This is a genomic window from Amycolatopsis eburnea, from assembly GCF_003937945.1.
Classification (GTDB): domain Bacteria; phylum Actinomycetota; class Actinomycetes; order Mycobacteriales; family Pseudonocardiaceae; genus Amycolatopsis; species Amycolatopsis eburnea.
Genome location: NZ_RSEC01000010.1, coordinates 1 through 19,158, shown reverse-complemented (window position 1 = coordinate 19,158; position 19,158 = coordinate 1). Strand labels below are relative to the sequence as shown.

The window sequence follows — 19,158 nt, the reverse complement described above, 5'->3', positions numbered from 1 at the left end:
AACACGCAACCCTCCGAGATTCACGTGCGGTCGCGCAGCGCTTCCAGGACCCGGCCGGAGATCTCCTCGACGCTGCCGACGCCGTCGACGGTCACGAGGATGTCGGCGTAGTACTCCAGCAGCGGCGCGGTGTCCGACACGTAGATCTGCTGACGGCGGCGGATGACCTCTTCGGTGTCGTCCGCGCGGCCGCGGGACATGAGCCTGGCGACGACGACGTCCTCCGGCACCTGCAGCTGGATCACCGCGTCGAGCGAGACGTCCGTCTCGCCCAGGATCTCCCCGAGGACCTCGGCCTGCTTGGTGTTGCGGGGGAAGCCGTCGAGCAGGAAGCCGACCTTGGCGTCCGGCTCGGCGAGCCGCTCGCGGACCATTTCGTTGGTCACCGAGTCGGGCACGAGCTCGCCCGAGTCCAGGTAGCGCTTGGCTTCCTGGCCGAGCGGGGTCTCCTGCCCGACGTGCGCGCGGAACAGGTCGCCGGTCGAGATGTGCGGGATCCGCAGCTGCTCGGACAGGGCCACCGCCTGCGTGCCTTTACCCGCGCCGGGCGGACCCACGAGAACCAGCCGCGTCACTTCAAGAACCCTTCGTAGTTGCGCTGCATCAGCTGGCTTTCGATCTGCTTCACGGTGTCGAGCCCGACACCGACCATGATCAGCACAGCCGTGCCGCCGAACGGGAAGTTCTGGTTGTTCCCGCTACCGGTCAACGACAGGAAGAAGTTCGGGAGGATCGCGATGATGCCCAGGTACAGCGAGCCCGGCAGGGTGATCCGGCCGAGCACGAAGCTCAGGTACTCCGCGGTCGGGCGGCCCGGGCGGATGCCCGGGATGAACCCGCCGAACTTCTTCATCTCCTCCGCACGCTCGTCCACGTTGAACGTGATCGTGATGTAGAAGTACGTGAAGAAGATGATGAGCCCGAAGTACAGCGCGATGTGCACCCAGCTGGACTGGTTCACGATGTAGTTCTTGATGAACACCTGCCAGCCGGAGTTGGCGTTCTGGTCGCCGACGAGGCGGCTGATCAGGTCCGGCAGGTACAGCAGCGACGACGCGAAGATGACCGGGATGACACCGGCCTGGTTCACCTTGATCGGCAGGTAGGTCGACGTGCCGCCGTACATCCGGCGGCCGATCATGCGCTTGGCGTACTGCACCGGGATCCGGCGCTGGCCCTGCTCGACGAAGATGACGCTGGCGATGATGATCAGGCCGAAGATGCAGACGACCGTCAGGCCGACGCCGCCGGCGTTGCTGAGGATGTTGCCGCCCTCGGCCGGGATGCGCGCCGCGATGTTCAGGAAGATCAGGACGGACATGCCGTTGCCGATGCCGCGCTCGGTGATCAGCTCGCCCAGCCACATCATGACGGCGGTGCCCGCGGTCATCGTGATGACGATGAGCGACAGCGAGTAGATGCTGTTGTCCGGGATGATCGGCTGGTCGCAGTCGGGGAAGAGCTGCTTGCGGTCCGCGAGCGCGACCACGCCGGTGGCCTGCAGGATCGCCAGCGCGATCGTCAGGTACCGGGTGTACTGGGTCAGCTTGCCCTGGCCGGACTGGCCTTCCTTCTTCAGCTCCTCGAACCGCGGGATGACCACGGTGAGCAGCTGGATGATGATGCTCGCCGTGATGTACGGCATGATGCCGGTCGAGAAGAGCGACAGCTGCAGCAGCGCACCGCCGCTGAACAGGTTCAGCAGCTGGTAGACGCCTTCCTGGCCGCCCTGGGAACTACAGGCCTGAACGGCTCCGTACGAGATCCCGGGTGCCGGAATGGTCGCACCGATTCGGTAGACCGCGACGATGGCTAGCGTGAACAGGATCTTCTTGCGTAGATCCGGCGTCGCGAGAGCCGAGCGGAAGGCGCTGAACACGCGGGGGACCTCCTCGGCGTCGTCGGCCGTCCTCAACCGACGATCGGCTTGGCCGGCACGGTGGCCGGCGGGAACACACAGCACTACTGGCACGCAAGCCAGGAACGCTTCGGGGCACACTCGTCCCGAAGCGTGTCGCCGACTCTAACAGCTTCACAGGGCGTGTCCGCAGTCCGTGTGCGTTTTCCGTACCAAGGTTGCTCCGGCGGGTTGATCCACATCGCCGTCTTGGCGGAATTTCTTGACAGGTTGTGGATCAGGCGTTCGCCGACGCGAGCACGCCGGCCAGCCCGAGCAGGACCACACCGGTACCGCGGTCCACCCCCCGTCGCGCCCGCCGCGACAGCTCGGCCTGCCGCACGGCCGCGCCGACCCCGACGTAGACCGAGCCGGCCAGGAACTCGGCCAGCAGGTACCCCGCGCCCAGGAGCGCGATCTGCCCCGGAACCGGCCCGTGACCTGCGTCGATGAACTGCGGGACGAACGCGGTGAAGATCAGGATCGCCTTCGGGTTGGTGATCGCGACGCCGAACTCCTTGCGGGCCACCCGCCACGCTCCGGCGGGCGGGATGTCCGGTTCGCGCGTTTCCGCGGTGCCCCGGAAAGTGGACCAGAGCAGGCAGGTGCCGAGGTAGACCAGGTAGGCGACGCCGGCCCACTTGATGATCGTGAGCGCGGTCCCGGACGCGGCCAGCAGCTGCCCCAGCCCGGCCGCGACGGCCGTGATCAACAGGGTGAACGCGGCCAGCCTGCCGCCCAGCCCGGCGAGCGCGCGGCGAACACCGTGCGTCATGCCGTGGTGGAGGCCCAGGAGGTTGTTCGCCCCCGGCGTAAGCGCGATGAGCAGGGACGCCCCGAAGAAGACCAGCAGCCACGACACGCCTTCACGGTAACGCCGCCCAGGGGCCCGGCAAAGTCGCGGCGGTTTGCCCGGCGGCGGCTTCGCCGACGTCTTGAATGACTCATTCAGGTCTTCGGAGGTCCTGAATGACTCATTCAAGACACCGCAGGGCCGCCCGGCGACTTTGCCGGAGCCCTGGTAACGCCGCCGGTCAACCGGGTTCTTCGGGCGGCAGCACGGTGATCGCGACCCCGCTCGGCGGCGTCGGCGTATCGGCGTAGGCGACGGCCGGATCGGCCCAGTCGCGCTTGCGCAGGGCCAGGTGCGCCACGACCGCGGCGGCGATGGCGACGACGGTACCCAGCGCCAGCAGCCACATGCCGGCCCCGGTGACGACTTCGAGGTCGACGTCGCCGACGAGCGCGCTCAGCTCGAACCGGTTCATCGCGACGGTGCTGACCACCCCGGCGGTGAAGACGGCGGCTCCCCCGATGAACCACCGCCCCCGCACGGGCCGCGAGAAGGCCACGAAGGCGGCGGCGAGCAGCAGGACGGCGGCGAGGACGAGCGGCACGCCCAGGGGCGCGCCCGCGCGGTCCGTGGCGTCCTGGCCGGGGATTTCGATGCTGGTGCCCCAGGCGGTCTGGGTGATGGCCAGGCGGGTTTCGAAGGCCCGCTGGCGGATGCTGAGCTGCTCCTGGACCCGGAAGAGCGGCAGGAGGGTCCCGGCGGCGGTCAGGAGGGCCGCGAGGAGGGCGAGGGCGGGCGGGAGGAAGCGGAGCGGACCGGCGGAGGCCGGTTTGGGAGCTTCGGCGGGCTCGGCGGGTGCCGGCTGGGGTCGGGGCGGCAGGCCGGGCAGCTGCGCGACGGGGAACGGCGCTGGAAGCGAAGGCTGTGGCGGCTCACCGGCGAAACCGCCCGGCGCGGGTTGCGCGGGAGGGGCAACCGTCGGGCGAGGAACTTCCACCGGGAACTCAAGCGGCGCAGGTAGCGAAGGCTGTGCGGGAGGCGCACCCGACGGGAACTCCAGCGGCGCTGGTGACGAAGGCTGTGGCGGCTCACCAGCGAAACCGCCGGGCGCGGCCGGGGCCGGGAACTGCAAGGGCTCGGCAGGCGACTCCCCCGCCGGCGCACCGGCCCCCGGCTCGGGGCCGTCCGGGCGGGGTGCCTCGACCGGGAAGCTCAACGGCGATCCGGGTACCTCCGGCGGGCCGGGCTCCTGCGGGGTTCTGTCCACTCCCCGATCCTCCGTCCGGATCCGCCTCCCGGCAAGGAACCCGGACACGCCGAAGGCCCGCCTGGCGCGAGCCAGACGGGCCTTCGAAACGCGGAACAGCTCAGTTGGTGGTGGCCGAACCGCCGGCCGCCTCGAGCTTCTCCTTGGCGGAGCCGGAGAAGGCGTCCGCCGTGATGTCCAGCTTGACGCCGTTGAGGTCGCCGTTGCCGAGGACCTTCACCAGCTTGCCCTTGCGGACCAGGCCGCCCTGCACGAGTTCCTCGGCGCCGATCTTGCCGCCGTCCGAGAAGACGCGGGCGATGTCGCCCACGTTCACCGGCTGGTACTCGGTGCGGAAGCGGTTCTTGAACCCACGCAGCTTCGGCAGCCGCATGTGGATGGGCATCTGCCCACCCTCGAACCCGGCGGGCACGTTCTTCCGGGCCTTGGTGCCCTTCGTACCGCGACCGGCCGTCTTGCCCTTCGAACCCTCACCACGGCCCACGCGGATCTTGTCGCGCTTGGCGCCCGGAGCCGGACGCAGGTGGTGGATCTTGATGGCCGTCATGCCTTGACCTCCTCGACCTCCACCAGGTGGCGGACGGTGTGGATCAGGCCGCGCACCTGGGGGGTGTCTTCACGCACGACGCTCTGGCGGATCTTGCGCAGCCCGAGGGTGCGCAGCGACTCGCGGTGAGCGTGCTTCGTGCCGATCTTGCTCTTGACCTGCGTGACCTTGAGCTGAGCCATGTCAGACCCCCTGGCCGGCACGCTGGCGCAGCATCCGGGCCGGGGCGACGTCCTCGAGCGGCAGGCCACGGCGGGCCGCCACCTCTTCGGGACGCTGCAGGCCCTTGAGGGCCGCCACGGTCGCGTGCACGATGTTGATCGCGTTGTCGGAGCCGAGCGACTTCGACAGCACGTCGTGGACACCCGCGCACTCCAGCACCGCGCGCACCGGGCCACCGGCGATGACGCCGGTACCGGCGGACGCCGGGCGGAGCAGCACGACACCGGCGGCTTCCTCACCCTGGATCGGGTGCGGGATGGTGCCGCCGACGCGCGGGACGCGGAAGAAGTTCTTCTTCGCTTCCTCGACGCCCTTGGCGATGGCCGCGGGAACTTCCTTGGCCTTGCCGTAGCCGACGCCGACCTGACCGTCGCCGTCGCCGACGACCACCAGTGCGGTGAAGCTGAAGCGACGACCGCCCTTGACGACCTTGGCGACGCGGTTGATCGTCACGACCTTCTCGAGGTGCGGGGTCTTGTCCTGGGCCGCCCCGCCACGGCCGCTGTCGCGCCGGTCACGGCGGTCGCGACGGTCACCGCGGTCGTTGCCGCCCTGCCCGCCGGGTCCACCCTGGCCGCCGCCGAATTGCCGTGTACGTCCCGGCATCAGGCTTTCCTTCCATTCACGAGCTTGTGCATCGTCAGAACTCCAACCCCGCCTCGCGGGCGGCGTCGGCGAGCGCGGCGATGCGGCCGTGGTAGGCGTTGCCGCCACGGTCGAACACCACGGCCGAGATCCCGGCGCTCTTGGCGCGCTCGGCGACCAGGGCCCCGACCTTGGCGGCCTTGGCCTTCTTGTCGCCGTCCAGCGCCCGGACGTCCGCCTCGAGGGTGGACGCCGACACCAGCGTGCGGCCGGCGAGGTCGTCGATCACCTGCACGGCGATGTGCCGCGAGGACCGCTTGACGACCAGGCGCGGACGCTGGTCCGTGCCCGAGACCTTCTTGCGGAGGCGGAAGTGCCGACGGGCCTTCGCGACGCGGCGGCGGGTCGAGATGTCCTTGCCCACCGGCTTGCGCTTCGTAGTCGTGTCGCTCATGATCACTTACCCGTCTTTCCGACCTTGCGGCGGATCTTCTCACCCTCGTAGCGCAGGCCCTTGCCCTTGTACGGGTCCGGGCGCCGCAGCCTGCGGATGACGGCCGAGATCTGGCCGACCTTCTGCTTGTCGATGCCCGAGACCGAGAACCGGGTCGGGGTCTCCACCTTGAAGGTGATGCCCTCCGGGGCCTCGATCTTCACCGGGTGCGAGTAGCCGAGGGCGAACTCGAGGTCCGAGCCCTTGGCCTGCACGCGGTAACCCACGCCGTGGATTTCCATCTTCTTCTCGTAGCCGGCGGTGACGCCGACGACGAGGTTGTTCACCAGCGTGCGGGTGAGCCCGTGCAGCGCCTTGGAGTTGCGCTCGTCGTCCGGGCGCTTCACCAGCAGCGTGCCGTCTTCGTCGCGCTCGACGGTGATCGGCTCGGCGACGGTGTGCTCCAGGGTGCCCTTGGGCCCCTTGACCTTGATGTGCTGACCGTCGATGGTCACCTCGACCCCGGAGGGGACGGCGACCGGCAGCTTTCCGATGCGTGACATGTCTGTGCCCCCTTCCTTACCAGACGTAGGCGAGGACTTCGCCGCCCACGCTGTTGCGCTTGGCCTGCCGGTCCGTCTGCAGGCCACCGGACGTCGAGATGATCGCGATGCCCAGGCCGCCGAGAACGGACGGCAGTTCGGTCGATTTGGCGTAGACCCGCAGACCGGGCTTGGAGACGCGCCGCAGGCCGGCGATGCTCCGCTCACGGTTGGGGCCGTACTTGAGTTCGACGACGAGGTTCTTGTGCTTTTCGCCCGGCTCGTCGTGGTAGCCCGCGATGTAACCCTCGCGCTTGAGGATCTCGGCGATGTTCGCCTTGAGCTTCGAGTGCGGGAGCTTGACCTCGTCGTGGTACGCCGAGTTCGCGTTGCGCAGACGCGTCAAGAAGTCTGCGATGGGGTCGGTCATCGTCATGGTGACCTGTCAACCTTTCTCGCCCTGGTTCCCCGCCCCAGAACTGAGGGGCGGGGCCTGTGGCGAAGTGGAGTTTTCGAAAAGAAGCTCTTACCAGCTGGACTTGCGGACGCCGGGCAGCTCGCCCGCGTGCGCCATCTCGCGAAGGCAGATCCGGCAGAGCCCGAACTTGCGGAACACGGCGTGCGGGCGGCCGCACCGCTGGCAGCGGGTGTAGGCGCGCACGGCGAACTTCGGCTTCTTCGCGGCCTTGTGGACCAGTGCTTTCTTGGCCATCGGCTCAGTTCTCCTTGAACGGGAAGCCGAGCTTGCGCAGCAGCGCCCGGCCCTCGTCGTCGTTCGTGGCGGTCGTGACGACGGTGACGTCCATGCCGCGGGGGCGGTCGATGGAGTCGGGGTCGATCTCGTGGAACATCGACTGCTCGTTGAGACCGAACGTGTAGTTGCCGTGGCCGTCGAACTGCTTCGGCGAAAGCCCGCGGAAGTCGCGGATACGCGGCAGCGCGATGGTCAGCAGCCGGTCGAGGAACTCCCACATCCGGTCGCCGCGCAGCGTGACGCGCGCGCCGATCGGCTGGCCCTCGCGCAGCTTGAACTGCGCGATGGACTTGCGGGCCTTCCGGACCTCGGGCTTCTGACCGGTGATCAGGGCGAGGTCCTTGACCGCGCCCTCGATCAGCTTGCTGTCACGGGCGGCGTCGCCGACACCCATGTTCACGACGACCTTCACCACGCCCGGGATCTGGTGGACGTTGGCGAAGGAGAACTCCGCCTGCAGCTGGCCCTTGATCTCGTCGCGGTAGCGCACCTTGAGGCGCGGCGCGACCTTCTCTGCGGTGGTCATCAGATGTCCTTACCGTTCCGGCGCGAGATCCGGACCTTCTTGCCGTCCTCGCCGATGCGGTAACCCACCCGGGACGGCTTGCCGTCCGAGTCGACGACCATCACGTTCGAGACGTGGATGGGCGCCTCCTGCGTGACGATGCCGCCGGACTGCGCGCCGCGCTGGGTCTGGCTGATCCGCGTGTGCTTCTTGATCCGGTTCACGCCCTCGACCAGCACGCGGTCGCGCTCGGGGTAAGCCTGAATGACCTTGCCCTTGGCGCCCTTGTCCTTGCCGGCGATGACGACGACCGTGTCGCCCTTCTTCACCTTCATCACAGCACCTCCGGCGCGAGCGAAATGATCTTCATGAACTTTCGGTCGCGCAGCTCGCGGCCCACCGGACCGAAGATGCGGGTGCCGCGGGGCTCGTTGTCGTTCTTGATGAGCACGGCGGCGTTCTCGTCGAACCGGATGTAGGAACCGTCCGGACGACGACGCTCCTTGACCGTGCGGACGATGACGGCCTTGACGACGTCGCCCTTCTTCACCCCGGCGGCCGGGATGGCGTCCTTCACGGTGGCGACGATGATGTCGCCGATGCCGGCGTAGCGCCGCCCGGAACCACCGAGAACGCGGATGCAGAGGATTTCCTTCGCACCCGTGTTGTCGGCTACCCGAAGCCGCGACTCCTGCTGGATCACGTCAACTCCTGTATGTCGCGCCGGTTCTCGCCCGACGAGCGAGCCTTGCGGAACTAAGAACTCCCGAAAGAGCCCTGCTTACTTGGCCTTCTCCACGATCTGCACCAGGCGCCACCGCTTCGTCGCCGACAGCGGGCGGGTCTCCATCAGAAGGACCCGGTCACCCTGACCCGCCTCGTTGTTCTCGTCGTGCACCTTCACCTTGGAGGTGGTGCGGACGACCTTCGAGTAACGGGGGTGCTTCTTGCGGTCCTCGAGCTCGACCACGATCGTCTTGTTCATCTTGTCCGAGACGACGTAGCCCTCGCGGACCTTGCGGTCGTTCCGGGCCGGCGTCTCGGTGGTGGGCTCGCTCATGCGGCACCTTCACTCTCGGCGTCGGGGGCAACGGACAGGCCGAGTTCGCGCTCGCGCATGACCGTGTAGATCCGCGCGATGTCCGTGCGGACGGTGCGCAGACGGCGGTTGTTGTCGAGCTGCCCGGTCGCCATCTGGAAGCGGAGGTTGAACAGCTCCTCCTTGTACTCCTTCAGACGCAGGACGAGCTCTTCCGCGGTGAGCTCACGCAGCTCCGATGCCAGGGCACCTGCCTTCGCCATCAGAACTCACCACCTTCACGGGTCACGATGCGGCACTTCATGGGCAGCTTGTGGATCGCGCGGCGCAGCGCCTCGCGGGCCGTCTCCTCGTTCGGGAACGAGATCTCGAACATCACGCGGCCCGGCTTCACGTTGGCGATCCACCACTCGGGCGAACCCTTACCGGAACCCATCCGGGTCTCGGCCGGCTTCTTGGTCAGCGGGCGGTCCGGGTAGATGGTCGTCCACACCTTGCCGCCACGCTTGATGTGACGGGTCATGGCGATACGAGCGGACTCGATCTGCCGGTTCGTCACGTAGCTGTGCTCAAGCGCCTGGATGCCGTACTCGCCGAAGCTGACCTTCGTGCCACCCTTGGCGGCGCCGTGGCGCTTCGGGGAGTGCTGCTTCCGGTGCTTGACCCTGCGCGGGATGAGCACGTCTCAGCCCTCCGTCTTTTCTGCGGTCTCGGTGGCCGGGGCCGCCGGGGCCTCGGTCGTGGCGGCGGCGGCCGCACGACCGGCTTCGGTCGAGGTGGCGGTCGTGCCCGAGGCGCCGGAGCGACGCGGGCGGGACGGCCGGTCGCTGCGCTCGCGACGCGGCGCGCGCTCGGCGGCGTCACGGGCCTCGCGGGCCTTCAGGCCACCGACGAGCTCACCCTTGTAGATCCACACCTTGACGCCGATGCGACCGAACGTCGTCTTGGCCTCGAAGAAGCCGTAGTCGATGTCGGCGCGCAGCGTGTGCAGCGGGACGCGGCCGTCGCGGTAGTGCTCGGAGCGGGACATCTCGGCACCGCCGAGACGACCACCGCACTGCACGCGGATGCCCTTGACCTGCGGCGAGCGCATGGAGGTCTGGATCGCCTTCCGCATCGCGCGGCGGAACGCCACGCGGTTGGAGAGCTGCTCCGCGACCGCCTGGGCGACCAGCTGGGCGTCGGCCTCGGGGTTCTTGACCTCGAGGATGTTCAGCTGGACCTGCTTCTTGGTCAGCTTCTCCAGCGCGCCGCGGATCCGGTCGGCCTCCGCGCCGCGGCGGCCGATGACGATGCCCGGCCGGGCGGTGTGGATGTCCACGCGGACGCGGTCACGGGTGCGCTCGATCTCGACCTTGGAGATGCCGGCGCGCTCCATGCCCGTGGCGAGGAGCTTGCGGATCTTGACGTCCTCGGCCACGTACTCGGCGTACTGCTTGTCGGCGTACCAGCGCGACTTCCAGTCCGTGGTGATACCCAGGCGGAAACCGTGCGGGTTGATCTTCTGGCCCACTACCGGCCACCTGCCTTCTTCTTGCTCTGAGCCTTCTGCGCGACGGCCGGACGCGACTCCACCTCGACGGTGATGTGGCTGGTCCGCTTGCGGATCCGGTACGCGCGGCCCTGGGCCCGCGGGCGGATGCGCTTGAGGGTGGGGCCCTCGTCGGCGTACGCGTTCTTGACCCAGAGCGTCTCCGGGTCCAGCTGAAGGTTGTTCTCGGCGTTGGCCACGGCGCTGGCGAGCACCTTCGCGACCGGCTCGCTGGCCGCCTGCGGGGCGAACCGGAGCACGGCCAAGGCGTCGGCGGCGCTACGTCCCTTGATGAGCTCGATCACCCGGCGCACCTTGGTCGGCGAGTCCCGGACGAAGCGAGCCCGCGCGTAAGCCGTAGGCAGGGCCTCGACCGTCGCGTCGTTCTGGGCGTTCATCGCTACTTCCCTTGTCTGGTTTCGTGCCCGCTCAGCGGCGGCGCGACTTGCGGTCGTCCTTGATGTGGCCCTTGAAGGTCCGCGTCGGGGCGAACTCGCCCAGCTTGTGACCCACCATGGCCTCGGTGACGAACACCGGGACGTGCTTGCGGCCGTCGTGCACGGCGATCGTGTGACCCAGGAAGTCCGGGATGATCGTCGAGCGGCGCGACCAGGTCTTGATGACCGTCTTCTTACCCGATTCGTTCAGCGCGTCCACCTTCTTGAGCAGGTGGTCGTCCACGAACGGGCCCTTCTTGAGGCTACGTGGCATGTTGTTCTACCTCCCTGCTCAGCGCTTGTTCTTGCCGGTGCGGCGGCGGCGGACGATGAGGGCGTCGGACGGCTTGCGCCGGCGCGTGCGGCCCTCGGGCTTACCGTTCGGGTTGACCGGGTGGCGACCACCGGAGGTCTTGCCCTCACCACCACCGTGCGGGTGGTCGACCGGGTTCATGACGACACCGCGGACCGTGGGGCGCTTGCCGCGCCAGCGGTTGCGGCCGGCCTTGCCCCAGTTGATGTTGGCGTGCTCGGAGTTGCCGACCTCGCCGACCGTGGCGCGGTTGCGCACGTCCACGTTGCGGATCTCGCCCGAGGGGAGACGCAGCTGGGCGTACGGCCCGTCCTTGGCGACGAGCTGCACCTTCGCGCCGGCCGACCGCGCCATCTTCGCGCCGCCGCCGGGGCGGAGCTCGATCGCGTGGATCACGGTGCCGACGGGGATGTTGCGCAGCGGCAGGTTGTTGCCCGGCTTGATGTCGGCACGGGGGCCGTTCTCGACGGTGTCGCCCTGCTTCAGCTTCTCCGGCGCGATGATGTAGCGCTTCTCGCCGTCGGCGTAGTGCAGCAGCGCGATGCGAGCGGACCGGTTGGGGTCGTACTCGATGTGCGCGACCTTGGCGGGGATGCCGTCCTTGTCGTTGCGACGGAAGTCGATGACGCGGTACGCGCGCTTGTGGCCGCCACCCTTGTGCCGGGTGGTGATCTTGCCGGACGAGTTGCGACCGCCCGAACCGCTCAGCGGACGAAGCAGCGACTTCTCCGGGGTGGAGCGGGTGATCTCGGCGAAGTCCGAGACGCTCGAACCGCGACGACCCGGGGTCGTCGGCTTGTACTTGCGGATGCCCATTGTCAGCTCAGTCCTTTACGCGGTGGGTCCGCCGAAGATCTCGATCGCCTTGCTCTCGGGCGAAAGAGTCACGATGGCGCGCTTGGTGTCCTTGCGCTTGCCGAAGCCCGCGCGAGTCCGCTTCCGCTTGCCCTGGCGGTTGGCCGTGTTGACGCTGACCACCTTGACGCCGAACACCTTCTCGACCGCGATCTTGATCTGGGTCTTGTTGGCGTCCGGGCGGACGATGAACGTGTACTTGTGGTCCTCGAGCAGCCCGTAGGACTTCTCGGAGATGACCGGCGCGAGCAGGATGTCGCGGGGGTCCGGAATGGCGACCGAACTCACTTCTCGTCACTCCCTTCCGTGACCTCGCCCGACCGCGCGGAAGCCTTGACGGCCTTGCCGCGGACGGGGCCGGCGACGAACGCGTCGTACGCGGCCTTGGTGAACACGACGTCGTCGTTGACCAGCACGTCGTAGGTGTTGAGCTGGTCCGCCCAGAGGAGGTGCACCTCGGGCAGGTTCCGCAGGGAAACCCAGCTCAGCTCGTCGGCCCGGTCCAGCACCACGAGCACGCGCTTCGCGGCCGTGACGGCGGCGAGGGCGGTCTTGGCGGCCTTGGTCGACGGCTTCTCACCGGTCACCAGCTCGGTGACGATGTGCAGCTGGCCGGCGCGCGCCCGGTCGGAGAGGGCGCCACGCAGGGCGGCGGCCTTCATCTTCTTCGGGGTGCGCTGCGAGTAGTCACGCGGCGTGGGGCCGTGGACGACGCCACCGCCGACGAACTGCGGCGCGCGGGTCGAACCCTGGCGGGCACGGCCGGTGCCCTTCTGCCGGTACGGCTTCTTGCCGCCACCGGAGACCTCACCACGGGTCTTCGTGTCGTGCGTGCCCTGGCGCGCGGCGGCCTGCTGGGCCACCACGACCTGGTGCATCAGCGCGACGTTGGCCTGCACGTCGAAGATCTCCTCGGGGAGGTCCACGGTGCCGTCGGCTTTACCGGCCGGGGTCTTCAGCTCGACGCTTGTCATTCGGAGTTACCACCCTTCGCGGCGCTGCGCACGAACAGCAGGCCGCCCTTGGGACCGGGCACGGCGCCCTTGATCAGCAGCAGGCCGTCCTCGGCACGCACGGCGTGCACGGTCAGGTTCTGCGTGGTGACCCGGTCGTTGCCCATCCGGCCCGCCATGCGCAGGCCCTTGAAGACGCGGCCGGGGGTGGCGCAGCCACCGATCGAACCCGGCTTGCGGTGCACGGCCTGGGCACCGTGGCTCGCGCCCTGGCCCTTGAAGCCGTGGCGCTTCATGACACCCGCGTAGCCCTTGCCCTTGCTGGTACCGGTCACGTCGACCTCGACGCCGGCGGCGAACACCTCGGCGGTGATCTCCTGGCCGACCTCGTAGGTCTCGGCGTCGGTGGTGCGCAGCTCGGCGAGGTACCGGCGCGGCGTCACGCCCGCCTTGTCGTAGTGGCCGGTGCGCGGCTTGTTCACCTTGCGCGGGTCGACCGCGCCGAACGCCAGCTGCACGGCCTTGTAGCCGTCCTTCTCCTGGGTCCGAACCTGGGTGACCACGTTCGGACCGGCCTTCACGACGGTGACCGGGACAACCCGGTTCTGCTCGTCGAAGACCTGGGTCATGCCGAGCTTGGTGCCCAGGATGCCCTTCATCTGCCTGTCAGACATGAGTCTCTTATCTCCGCCGCTCGCCCAACGCTTACTGGATGTTGACGTCGACGCTCGCCGGCAGGTCGATGCGCATGAGCGCGTCGACCGTCTTCGGCGTCGGGTCGAGGATGTCGATCAGACGCTTGTGCGTGCGCATCTCGAAGTGCTCGCGCGAGTCCTTGTACTTGTGCGGCGAGCGGATGACGCAGTAAACGTTCTTCTCGGTGGGCAGCGGCACCGGCCCGACAACCCGGGCGCCGGTGCGCGTGACCGTCTCCACGATCTTGCGCGCCGAGGTGTCGATCGCCTCGTGGTCGTAGGCCTTGAGCCGGATGCGGATCTTCTGTCCCGCCATGGTGGCTGCTCGTTCCTTGTCGTCTCGTGCCGCTATCTCACAAACCCCGCCCGGATGTCGCCACCCTGGTTGGGTTTCCGCAGTTCAACGGCCCTGTCCCCGGTCCACGCGGTCGGGCGTGTCGCGCCCGACGCACAGACGGATCCCGCGGGATCGTCGTCTTGCCTGGTCTTCCTCAACGTGAGGAGGCTATGAGCCGGCTGGCCGTCTCACCGCCTTTGCCCGCTCGCCTACCCGAAGGAAGAGGCTCGGCGGACCGTGGCCACTCGCGCCAGGGCGGCCGGACCCCCGCGGAGAAAACCCCGACGAGGATCGGCCGCCCCAGGACGAGCAACCTGAATAGTGTCGCACACGTGATTTGACGCCCTTGAGCCGGGGGTGTATTACCCCCGGCCGGGGCGTGAAATCACTTGTTGATCTTGGTGACCTGACCCGCGCCGACGGTCCGGCCACCCTCGCGGATGGCGAAGCGCAGACCCTCGTCCATCGCGACCGGCTGGATCAGCTGGACCGAGATGTCGGTGTTGTCGCCCGGCATGACCATCTCGGTGCCCTCGGGGAGGGTCACGACGCCGGTCACGTCGGTGGTGCGGAAGTAGAACTGCGGGCGGTAGTTGTTGAAGAACGGGGTGTGACGGCCACCCTCGTCCTTCGACAGGATGTAGACCCGGCCCTCGAAGTCGGTGTGCGGGGTGGTGGTGCCCGGCTTCACGACGACCTGGCCGCGCTCGACGTCCTCGCGCTTGATACCGCGGACCAGCAGGCCGACGTTGTCGCCCGCCTGGCCCGAGTCGAGCAGCTTGCGGAACATCTCGACACCGGTGACGGTGGTCTTGGTCGACTTCTCGCGGATACCCACGATCTCGACCTCTTCGTTGACGTTGATCTGGCCGCGCTCGACGCGACCGGTCACCACGGTGCCACGACCGGTGATGGTGAAGACGTCCTCGATCGGCATCAGGAACGGCTTGTCGAGCTCGCGCACCGGGTCCGGCACGTTGTCGTCGACGGCGGTCATCAGCTCGAGCACGGCGTCGGCCCACTTCTCGTCGCCCTCGAGGGCCTTGAGACCGGACACGCGCACGACCGGGGCGTCGTCGCCGGGGAACTCCTGCGAGGACAGCAGCTCGCGGACCTCGAGCTCGACGAGCTCCAGGATCTCCTCGTCGTCGACCATGTCGGCCTTGTTCAGCGCGACCACGATGTAGGGCACGCCGACCTGGCGGGCGAGCAGCACGTGCTCGCGGGTCTGCGGCATCGGGCCGTCGGTCGCCGCGACCACGAGGATCGCGCCGTCCATCTGCGCCGCACCGGTGATCATGTTCTTGATGTAGTCCGCGTGACCGGGGGCGTCGACGTGCGCGTAGTGACGCTTCTCGGTCTGGTACTCGACGTGCGAGATGTTGATCGTGATGCCGCGCTGCTTCTCTTCCGGCGCGTTGTCGATCTGGTCGAACGCCCGCGACTCGTTCAGCTCCGGGTACTTGTCGTGCAGCACCTTGGTGATCGCCGCGGTCAGAGTCGTCTTGCCGTGGTCAACGTGGCCGATGGTGCCGATGTTGACGTGCGGCTTGGTCCGCTCGAATTTCGCCTTCGCCACTGGAATGTCCTCCTGGACTGATTTGCTTCGTGCTCAGCGGGCGGCGTGGCTGCCGCCCGCTGAATGTTCCTTCGTCGGTGCTGCGGACGTTCAGGAGAGTCCCTTAATGCCCGCGAGCGCTGGGGGAGTTACTCCCCCGTCGCCTTCGCGATGATTTCCTTCGCGACGTTCGCGGGAACCTCGGCGTAGGAGTCGAACACCATGGAGTAGTTCGCCCGGCCCTGGGTGCGGGACCGCAGGTCGCCGACGTAGCCGAACATCTCCGACAGCGGGACCAGCGCCTTCACGACGCGGGTGCCCGACCGCTCCTCCATGGCCTGGATCTGACCACGGCGGGAGTTGAGGTCACCGATGACGTCACCCATGTAGTCCTCGGGCGTGGTCACCTCGACCGCCATCATCGGCTCCAGGATCACCGGGCCGGCCTTCTTCGCGGCTTCCTTCATCGCCATGGAACCGGCGATCTTGAACGCCATCTCCGAAGAGTCGACCTCGTGGTACGCACCGTCCAACAGGGTGAACTTCAACCCGACGAGCGGGTAGCCGGCCAGGACGCCGTACTGCATCGCGTCCTGCGCGCCCGCGTCCACCGAGGGGATGTACTCCCGCGGCACGCGACCACCGGTCACCTTGTTGTCGAACTCGTAGAGCGCGCCGTCGGTGCGCTCGAGCGGCTCCAGCTTCACGATGACCTTCGCGAACTGGCCGGAACCACCGGTCTGCTTCTTGTGGACGTAGTCGAGCTTGTCGACCGTCTTCTTGATCGTCTCACGGTAGGCGACCTGCGGCTTGCCGATGTTCGCCTCGACCTTGTAGTCGGACTTCATCCGGTTCACCAGCACCTCGAGGTGCAGCTCGCCCATGCCCGCGATGATCGTCTGGCCGGTGTCCTCGTCCAGCTTCACCTGGAACGTCGGGTCCTCTTCGGCCAGCTTCTGGATCGCCAGGGACAGCTTCTCCTGGTCGGCCTTCGTCTTCGGTTCGATCGCGACCCGGATGACCGGCTCGGGGAACGTCATCGACTCCAGCACGATCGGGTTCTGCGGGTCCGCCAGGGTGTCACCCGTGGTGGTGTCCTTCAGCCCGATGACCGCGTAGATGTGACCGACCTGGGCGTCGTCGACCGGGTTCTCCTTGTTGGAGTGCATCTGGAAGATCTTCCCGATGCGCTCCTTGCGCTCCTTGGTCGCGTTGATGACCTGCGCGCCGGAAGCGACCTTGCCCGAGTAGACCCGGATGTAGGTCAGCTTGCCGAAGAACGGGTGCGCCGCGATCTTGAACGCCAGGGCCGCGAACGGCTCGTCGACCGACGCCTTGCGGGTCGCCGGGGTCTCGCCGTCGGGCAGCAGGCCCTCGACGGCCGGGACGTCCAGCGGCGACGGCAGGTAGTCGATCACCGCGTCGAGCATGGGCTGCACGCCCTTGTTCTTGAACGCGGAGCCGGCCAGGACCGGGAACGCCGAGCGCGTGATGACGATCTTGCGGATGCCCGCCTTGATCTCCGCCTCGGTCAGCTCTTCGCCCTCGAGGAACTTCTCCATCAGGGCGTCGTCGGTCTCGGCGACGGTCTCGACCAGCTTCTCGCGGTACTCCGCGGCCCGGTCGGCCAGGTCGGCCGGGATGTCCTCGACGGTGTAGTCCTCGCCCTTCTGGACCTCGCCGCGCCAGACCAGGGCCTTCATGCGGACCAGGTCGACGACGCCTTCGAAGTCGTTCTCGGCGCCGATGGGCAGCTGGATGGCCAGCGGCTTGACGCCGAGGCGCTCCTCGATGGTCTTCAGGGTGTAGTAGAAGTCCGCACCCAGCTTGTCCATCTTGTTGACGAAGCAGATGCGCGGGACGTCGTACTTGTCCGCCTGCCGCCAGACCTGCTCGGACTGCGGCTCGACGCCCTCCTTGCCGTCGAAGACGGCGACCGCGCCGTCGAGCACCCGCAGGTTGCGCTCCACCTCGACGGTGAAGTCGACGTGCCCGGGGGTGTCGATCAGGTTGATCTGGTGGTCGTCCCAGAAGGTGGTGGTGGCAGCCGAGGTGATGGTGATACCCCGCTTCTGCTCCTCCTCCATCCAGTCCATGGTGGCGGCGCCGTCGTGGACTTCACCGATCTTGTAGTTGACCCCGGTGTAGAACAGGATCCGCTCGGTGGTGGTGGTCTTGCCGGCGTCGATGTGCGCCATGATGCCGATGTTGCGGACCTTGTTGAGGTCGGTCAGCACTTCACGTGCCACGAGAATGTTCCCCTGTCTCAAGCGTGGGGCCCGGCATGGCTTGCATCTGATGCCGGGCGGAAATCACCAGCGGTAGTGCGCGAAGGCCCGGTTGGACTCGGCCATCTTGTGCGTGTCCTCGCGACGCTTCACGGAGGCACCGAGGCCGTTGGAAGCGTCCAGGAGCTCGTTCTGCAGGCGCTCGATCATCGTCTTCTCGCGGCGAGCCTGCGAGAAGGAGACCAGCCAGCGCAGCGCCAGGGTCGTCGAGCGGCCCGGCTTGACCTCGATCGGCACCTGGTAGGTGGCGCCACCGACGCGGCGGCTCTTCACCTCGATGGTGGGCTTCACGTTGTCGAGAGCGCGCTTCAGCGTGACGACCGGGTCGGTGCCCGTCTTCTCGCGAGCGCCTTCGAGCGCGCCGTACACGATGCGCTCGGCCAGGGACCGCTTCCCGTCCTTCAGCACCTTGTTCACCAGCTGGGTGACCAGCGGGGAGGCGTAGACGGGGTCGGAGATCAGCGGCCGCTTCGGGGCCGGACCCTTGCGGGGCATTAGCTCTTCTCCTTCTTCGCGCCGTACCGGCTGCGCGCCTGCTTGCGGTTCTTGACACCCTGCGTGTCGAGCGAACCGCGGATGATCTTGTAACGGACACCCGGAAGGTCCTTCACACGACCACCGCGCACGAGCACCATCGAGTGCTCCTGCAGGTTGTGGCCCTCACCGGGGATGTAGGCGGTGACCTCGATGCCGCTGGTCAGCTTCACACGCGCGACCTTGCGCAGCGCCGAGTTCGGCTTCTTGGGGGTGGTCGTGTACACGCGGGTGCACACGCCGCGCCGCTGCGGGCTCCCCTTGAGGGCCGCGGTCTTCTGCTTGGCAGCCTTGTCCTGGCGGCCCTTGCGGACCAGCTGCTGGATCGTGGGCAATGGACCAGCTTCCTGTCGTGATCTGCTTCTTCGTGTCTTCACCGGCCCCCGCGGTCGGGCGTGTCGGCCCGCGTCACGGTCTGACGACCGGTAACTTCCCGGAGGGATTTCCGTCGGAACCCCGACCTGCCGAAGCCGGTGACCGGATGCCTGAGCACCCCGCCCATGCCGCACGGCACGCGGAGCGGCCCGACGCATGCCGGGCACGGTCTCCAAAGATACCCGCCCGGGTCCGGACGGAGCGCGGCGGGGGGTCTGAAGGTCGGCGAACGTCCAGCCTACCCCTCGGCACCGCCCGGCCGGGGGATGTTCCGAAGTCCGGTCGCACCGGTGTGGCGGCCGCACGTGGTGGTTCTGCCCCCGGTGTTCACAACGCGTGTGGACCCCGGGATGTTCCGGCGCGCGGGGGCTCGGCCTGGCGCGTGTGGTCCGCCCGGCGCCGCGGGGATGTCGTGAAAGGGTCGTTCACGGCGTCCGGCGACAGGGCTCCGGCAAAGTCGCCGGGGGCCGACCCGCTCGGTCTGAACCGACCGATGCCAGGCCGCGGCGAGTGGCGCCGGGCGGCCCCGCGGTGTCTTGAATGAGTCATCCAGGACCTCCGAAGACCTGAATGAGTCATTCAGGACGTCGGCGAAGCCGCCGCAGGATGTCATGAAAGGGATGCTCCTATGGATGTCGAGGGGTGAGTTCGAGGCCGTTTGCGGTGATGATCCGGTAGAGCTCCCGGGCGATGTAGCG

At 68.0% G+C, this 19,158-nt stretch carries 29 protein-coding genes; all 29 read right to left on the bottom strand.

The features are described 5' to 3' along the window. Window positions 1-20: 20 nt before the first annotated feature. Entirely contained in the window at window positions 21-575 is a 555-nt protein-coding gene (locus EIY87_RS03055; RefSeq protein WP_125306119.1) for an adenylate kinase, read from the bottom strand. Continuing rightward, window positions 572-1,879, bottom strand: a complete 1,308-nt coding sequence (secY, locus tag EIY87_RS03050; protein WP_125306118.1) for a preprotein translocase subunit SecY — start codon at window positions 1,877-1,879, stop codon at window positions 572-574. The genes EIY87_RS03055 and secY overlap by 4 nt, the downstream gene beginning before the upstream one ends. Window positions 1,880-2,135: 256 nt before the next feature. Further along, window positions 2,136-2,759, bottom strand: a complete 624-nt coding sequence (locus tag EIY87_RS03045) for a LysE family translocator (RefSeq protein WP_225439659.1) — start codon at window positions 2,757-2,759, stop codon at window positions 2,136-2,138. A gap of 172 nt (window positions 2,760-2,931) precedes the next feature. Continuing rightward, window positions 2,932-3,687, bottom strand: a complete 756-nt coding sequence (locus EIY87_RS03040) for a hypothetical protein (RefSeq protein WP_225439658.1) — start codon at window positions 3,685-3,687, stop codon at window positions 2,932-2,934. A gap of 370 nt (window positions 3,688-4,057) precedes the next feature. Beyond that, window positions 4,058-4,504 (bottom strand): 50S ribosomal protein L15, encoded by a 447-nt coding sequence (gene rplO, locus EIY87_RS03035; RefSeq protein ID WP_125306117.1) that lies wholly within the window; start codon window positions 4,502-4,504, stop codon window positions 4,058-4,060. Continuing rightward, window positions 4,501-4,686, bottom strand: coding sequence for a 50S ribosomal protein L30 (rpmD, locus tag EIY87_RS03030; protein WP_033291195.1), 186 nt, complete (start codon window positions 4,684-4,686; stop codon window positions 4,501-4,503). Before rpmD ends, rplO begins: the two co-directional genes overlap by 4 nt. Window position 4,687: 1 nt before the next feature. Continuing rightward, window positions 4,688-5,332 (bottom strand): 30S ribosomal protein S5, encoded by a 645-nt coding sequence (rpsE, locus tag EIY87_RS03025; RefSeq protein WP_004558874.1) that lies wholly within the window; start codon window positions 5,330-5,332, stop codon window positions 4,688-4,690. Between the two features lie 34 nt (window positions 5,333-5,366). Then, complete coding sequence (gene rplR, locus EIY87_RS03020; RefSeq protein WP_163046649.1) at window positions 5,367-5,765, bottom strand: 50S ribosomal protein L18; 399 nt, start codon at window positions 5,763-5,765, stop codon at window positions 5,367-5,369. Window positions 5,766-5,767: 2 nt separating this feature from the next. Then, entirely contained in the window at window positions 5,768-6,307 is a 540-nt protein-coding gene (gene rplF / locus EIY87_RS03015; protein WP_086857320.1) for a 50S ribosomal protein L6, read from the bottom strand. 16 nt (window positions 6,308-6,323) lie between these two features. Then, a complete protein-coding gene (gene rpsH, locus EIY87_RS03010; RefSeq protein WP_004558871.1) occupies window positions 6,324-6,722 on the bottom strand; it encodes a 30S ribosomal protein S8 in 399 nt (132 codons plus the stop codon). A gap of 90 nt (window positions 6,723-6,812) precedes the next feature. Beyond that, window positions 6,813-6,998 (bottom strand): type Z 30S ribosomal protein S14, encoded by a 186-nt coding sequence (locus tag EIY87_RS03005; protein ID WP_004558870.1) that lies wholly within the window; start codon window positions 6,996-6,998, stop codon window positions 6,813-6,815. Window positions 6,999-7,002: 4 nt separating this feature from the next. Beyond that, window positions 7,003-7,566: a 50S ribosomal protein L5 gene (gene rplE / locus EIY87_RS03000; protein WP_125306115.1), complete on the bottom strand. Its 564-nt coding sequence runs from the start codon at window positions 7,564-7,566 to the stop codon at window positions 7,003-7,005. Then, the gene (rplX, locus tag EIY87_RS02995) at window positions 7,566-7,880 is read right to left on the bottom strand and encodes a 50S ribosomal protein L24 (protein ID WP_086857322.1); all 315 of its coding nucleotides are present in this window, start codon (window positions 7,878-7,880) and stop codon (window positions 7,566-7,568) included. Before rplX ends, rplE begins: the two co-directional genes overlap by 1 nt. After that, window positions 7,880-8,248 carry a 50S ribosomal protein L14 gene (gene rplN / locus EIY87_RS02990; protein WP_004558867.1) on the bottom strand — a complete coding sequence of 123 codons (369 nt, stop codon included), beginning with the start codon at window positions 8,246-8,248 and terminating at the stop codon, window positions 7,880-7,882. The genes rplX and rplN overlap by 1 nt, the downstream gene beginning before the upstream one ends. A 78-nt stretch (window positions 8,249-8,326) precedes the next feature. Beyond that, the gene (gene rpsQ, locus EIY87_RS02985; protein ID WP_125306114.1) at window positions 8,327-8,605 is read right to left on the bottom strand and encodes a 30S ribosomal protein S17; all 279 of its coding nucleotides are present in this window, start codon (window positions 8,603-8,605) and stop codon (window positions 8,327-8,329) included. Beyond that, a complete protein-coding gene (gene rpmC / locus EIY87_RS02980) occupies window positions 8,602-8,847 on the bottom strand; it encodes a 50S ribosomal protein L29 (RefSeq protein ID WP_125306113.1) in 246 nt (81 codons plus the stop codon). The genes rpsQ and rpmC overlap by 4 nt, the downstream gene beginning before the upstream one ends. After that, complete coding sequence (gene rplP, locus EIY87_RS02975; RefSeq protein ID WP_004558864.1) at window positions 8,847-9,266, bottom strand: 50S ribosomal protein L16; 420 nt, start codon at window positions 9,264-9,266, stop codon at window positions 8,847-8,849. Before rplP ends, rpmC begins: the two co-directional genes overlap by 1 nt. A 3-nt stretch (window positions 9,267-9,269) precedes the next feature. Then, complete coding sequence (gene rpsC, locus EIY87_RS02970) at window positions 9,270-10,097, bottom strand: 30S ribosomal protein S3 (RefSeq protein WP_086857324.1); 828 nt, start codon at window positions 10,095-10,097, stop codon at window positions 9,270-9,272. After that, the gene (gene rplV / locus EIY87_RS02965; RefSeq protein ID WP_125306112.1) at window positions 10,097-10,513 is read right to left on the bottom strand and encodes a 50S ribosomal protein L22; all 417 of its coding nucleotides are present in this window, start codon (window positions 10,511-10,513) and stop codon (window positions 10,097-10,099) included. The genes rpsC and rplV overlap by 1 nt, the downstream gene beginning before the upstream one ends. A 31-nt stretch (window positions 10,514-10,544) precedes the next feature. After that, on the bottom strand, window positions 10,545-10,826 hold the full coding sequence (rpsS, locus tag EIY87_RS02960) for a 30S ribosomal protein S19 (protein ID WP_003102083.1): 282 nt from the start codon (window positions 10,824-10,826) through the stop codon (window positions 10,545-10,547). 18 nt (window positions 10,827-10,844) lie between these two features. Next, window positions 10,845-11,681, bottom strand: a complete 837-nt coding sequence (rplB, locus tag EIY87_RS02955) for a 50S ribosomal protein L2 (RefSeq protein ID WP_086675502.1) — start codon at window positions 11,679-11,681, stop codon at window positions 10,845-10,847. Between the two features lie 15 nt (window positions 11,682-11,696). Further along, window positions 11,697-12,008 carry a 50S ribosomal protein L23 gene (gene rplW, locus EIY87_RS02950; protein ID WP_003102087.1) on the bottom strand — a complete coding sequence of 104 codons (312 nt, stop codon included), beginning with the start codon at window positions 12,006-12,008 and terminating at the stop codon, window positions 11,697-11,699. Next, window positions 12,005-12,694 (bottom strand): 50S ribosomal protein L4, encoded by a 690-nt coding sequence (gene rplD / locus EIY87_RS02945; protein ID WP_125306111.1) that lies wholly within the window; start codon window positions 12,692-12,694, stop codon window positions 12,005-12,007. Before rplD ends, rplW begins: the two co-directional genes overlap by 4 nt. Next, complete coding sequence (gene rplC, locus EIY87_RS02940; RefSeq protein WP_125306110.1) at window positions 12,691-13,347, bottom strand: 50S ribosomal protein L3; 657 nt, start codon at window positions 13,345-13,347, stop codon at window positions 12,691-12,693. Before rplC ends, rplD begins: the two co-directional genes overlap by 4 nt. A gap of 31 nt (window positions 13,348-13,378) precedes the next feature. After that, window positions 13,379-13,684 carry a 30S ribosomal protein S10 gene (gene rpsJ / locus EIY87_RS02935; RefSeq protein WP_003102098.1) on the bottom strand — a complete coding sequence of 102 codons (306 nt, stop codon included), beginning with the start codon at window positions 13,682-13,684 and terminating at the stop codon, window positions 13,379-13,381. 406 nt (window positions 13,685-14,090) lie between these two features. After that, entirely contained in the window at window positions 14,091-15,284 is a 1,194-nt protein-coding gene (gene tuf / locus EIY87_RS02930) for an elongation factor Tu (RefSeq protein WP_086857327.1), read from the bottom strand. 128 nt (window positions 15,285-15,412) lie between these two features. After that, window positions 15,413-17,512, bottom strand: coding sequence for an elongation factor G (gene fusA, locus EIY87_RS02925; protein ID WP_125306109.1), 2,100 nt, complete (start codon window positions 17,510-17,512; stop codon window positions 15,413-15,415). 63 nt (window positions 17,513-17,575) lie between these two features. After that, a complete protein-coding gene (gene rpsG / locus EIY87_RS02920; RefSeq protein WP_003102106.1) occupies window positions 17,576-18,046 on the bottom strand; it encodes a 30S ribosomal protein S7 in 471 nt (156 codons plus the stop codon). Next, a complete protein-coding gene (gene rpsL / locus EIY87_RS02915) occupies window positions 18,046-18,420 on the bottom strand; it encodes a 30S ribosomal protein S12 (protein ID WP_003102113.1) in 375 nt (124 codons plus the stop codon). The genes rpsG and rpsL overlap by 1 nt, the downstream gene beginning before the upstream one ends. Window positions 18,421-19,158: the final 738 nt, after the last annotated feature.

Coding starts and splice junctions, on each gene's coding strand:
- rpsE (WP_004558874.1), bottom strand. CDS start 5,332: ATGCCGGGACGTACACGGCAATTCGGCGGCGGCCAGGGTGGACCCGGC.
- rpsS (WP_003102083.1), bottom strand. CDS start 10,826: ATGCCACGTAGCCTCAAGAAGGGCCCGTTCGTGGACGACCACCTGCTC.
- rpsH (WP_004558871.1), bottom strand. CDS start 6,722: ATGACGATGACCGACCCCATCGCAGACTTCTTGACGCGTCTGCGCAAC.
- rplR (WP_163046649.1), bottom strand. CDS start 5,765: ATGAGCGACACGACTACGAAGCGCAAGCCGGTGGGCAAGGACATCTCG.
- rpmC (WP_125306113.1), bottom strand. CDS start 8,847: ATGGCGAAGGCAGGTGCCCTGGCATCGGAGCTGCGTGAGCTCACCGCG.
- rpsJ (WP_003102098.1), bottom strand. CDS start 13,684: ATGGCGGGACAGAAGATCCGCATCCGGCTCAAGGCCTACGACCACGAG.
- rplF (WP_086857320.1), bottom strand. CDS start 6,307: ATGTCACGCATCGGAAAGCTGCCGGTCGCCGTCCCCTCCGGGGTCGAG.
- rpmD (WP_033291195.1), bottom strand. CDS start 4,686: ATGGCTCAGCTCAAGGTCACGCAGGTCAAGAGCAAGATCGGCACGAAG.
- rplX (WP_086857322.1), bottom strand. CDS start 7,880: ATGAAGGTGAAGAAGGGCGACACGGTCGTCGTCATCGCCGGCAAGGAC.
- rpsQ (WP_125306114.1), bottom strand. CDS start 8,605: ATGAGCGAGCCCACCACCGAGACGCCGGCCCGGAACGACCGCAAGGTC.
- rplB (WP_086675502.1), bottom strand. CDS start 11,681: ATGGGCATCCGCAAGTACAAGCCGACGACCCCGGGTCGTCGCGGTTCG.
- EIY87_RS03005 (WP_004558870.1), bottom strand. CDS start 6,998: ATGGCCAAGAAAGCACTGGTCCACAAGGCCGCGAAGAAGCCGAAGTTC.
- rplD (WP_125306111.1), bottom strand. CDS start 12,694: ATGACAAGCGTCGAGCTGAAGACCCCGGCCGGTAAAGCCGACGGCACC.
- rplE (WP_125306115.1), bottom strand. CDS start 7,566: ATGACCACCGCAGAGAAGGTCGCGCCGCGCCTCAAGGTGCGCTACCGC.
- rplC (WP_125306110.1), bottom strand. CDS start 13,347: ATGTCTGACAGGCAGATGAAGGGCATCCTGGGCACCAAGCTCGGCATG.
- rpsG (WP_003102106.1), bottom strand. CDS start 18,046: ATGCCCCGCAAGGGTCCGGCCCCGAAGCGGCCGCTGATCTCCGACCCC.
- rplV (WP_125306112.1), bottom strand. CDS start 10,513: ATGAACGCCCAGAACGACGCGACGGTCGAGGCCCTGCCTACGGCTTAC.
- rplO (WP_125306117.1), bottom strand. CDS start 4,504: ATGACGGCCATCAAGATCCACCACCTGCGTCCGGCTCCGGGCGCCAAG.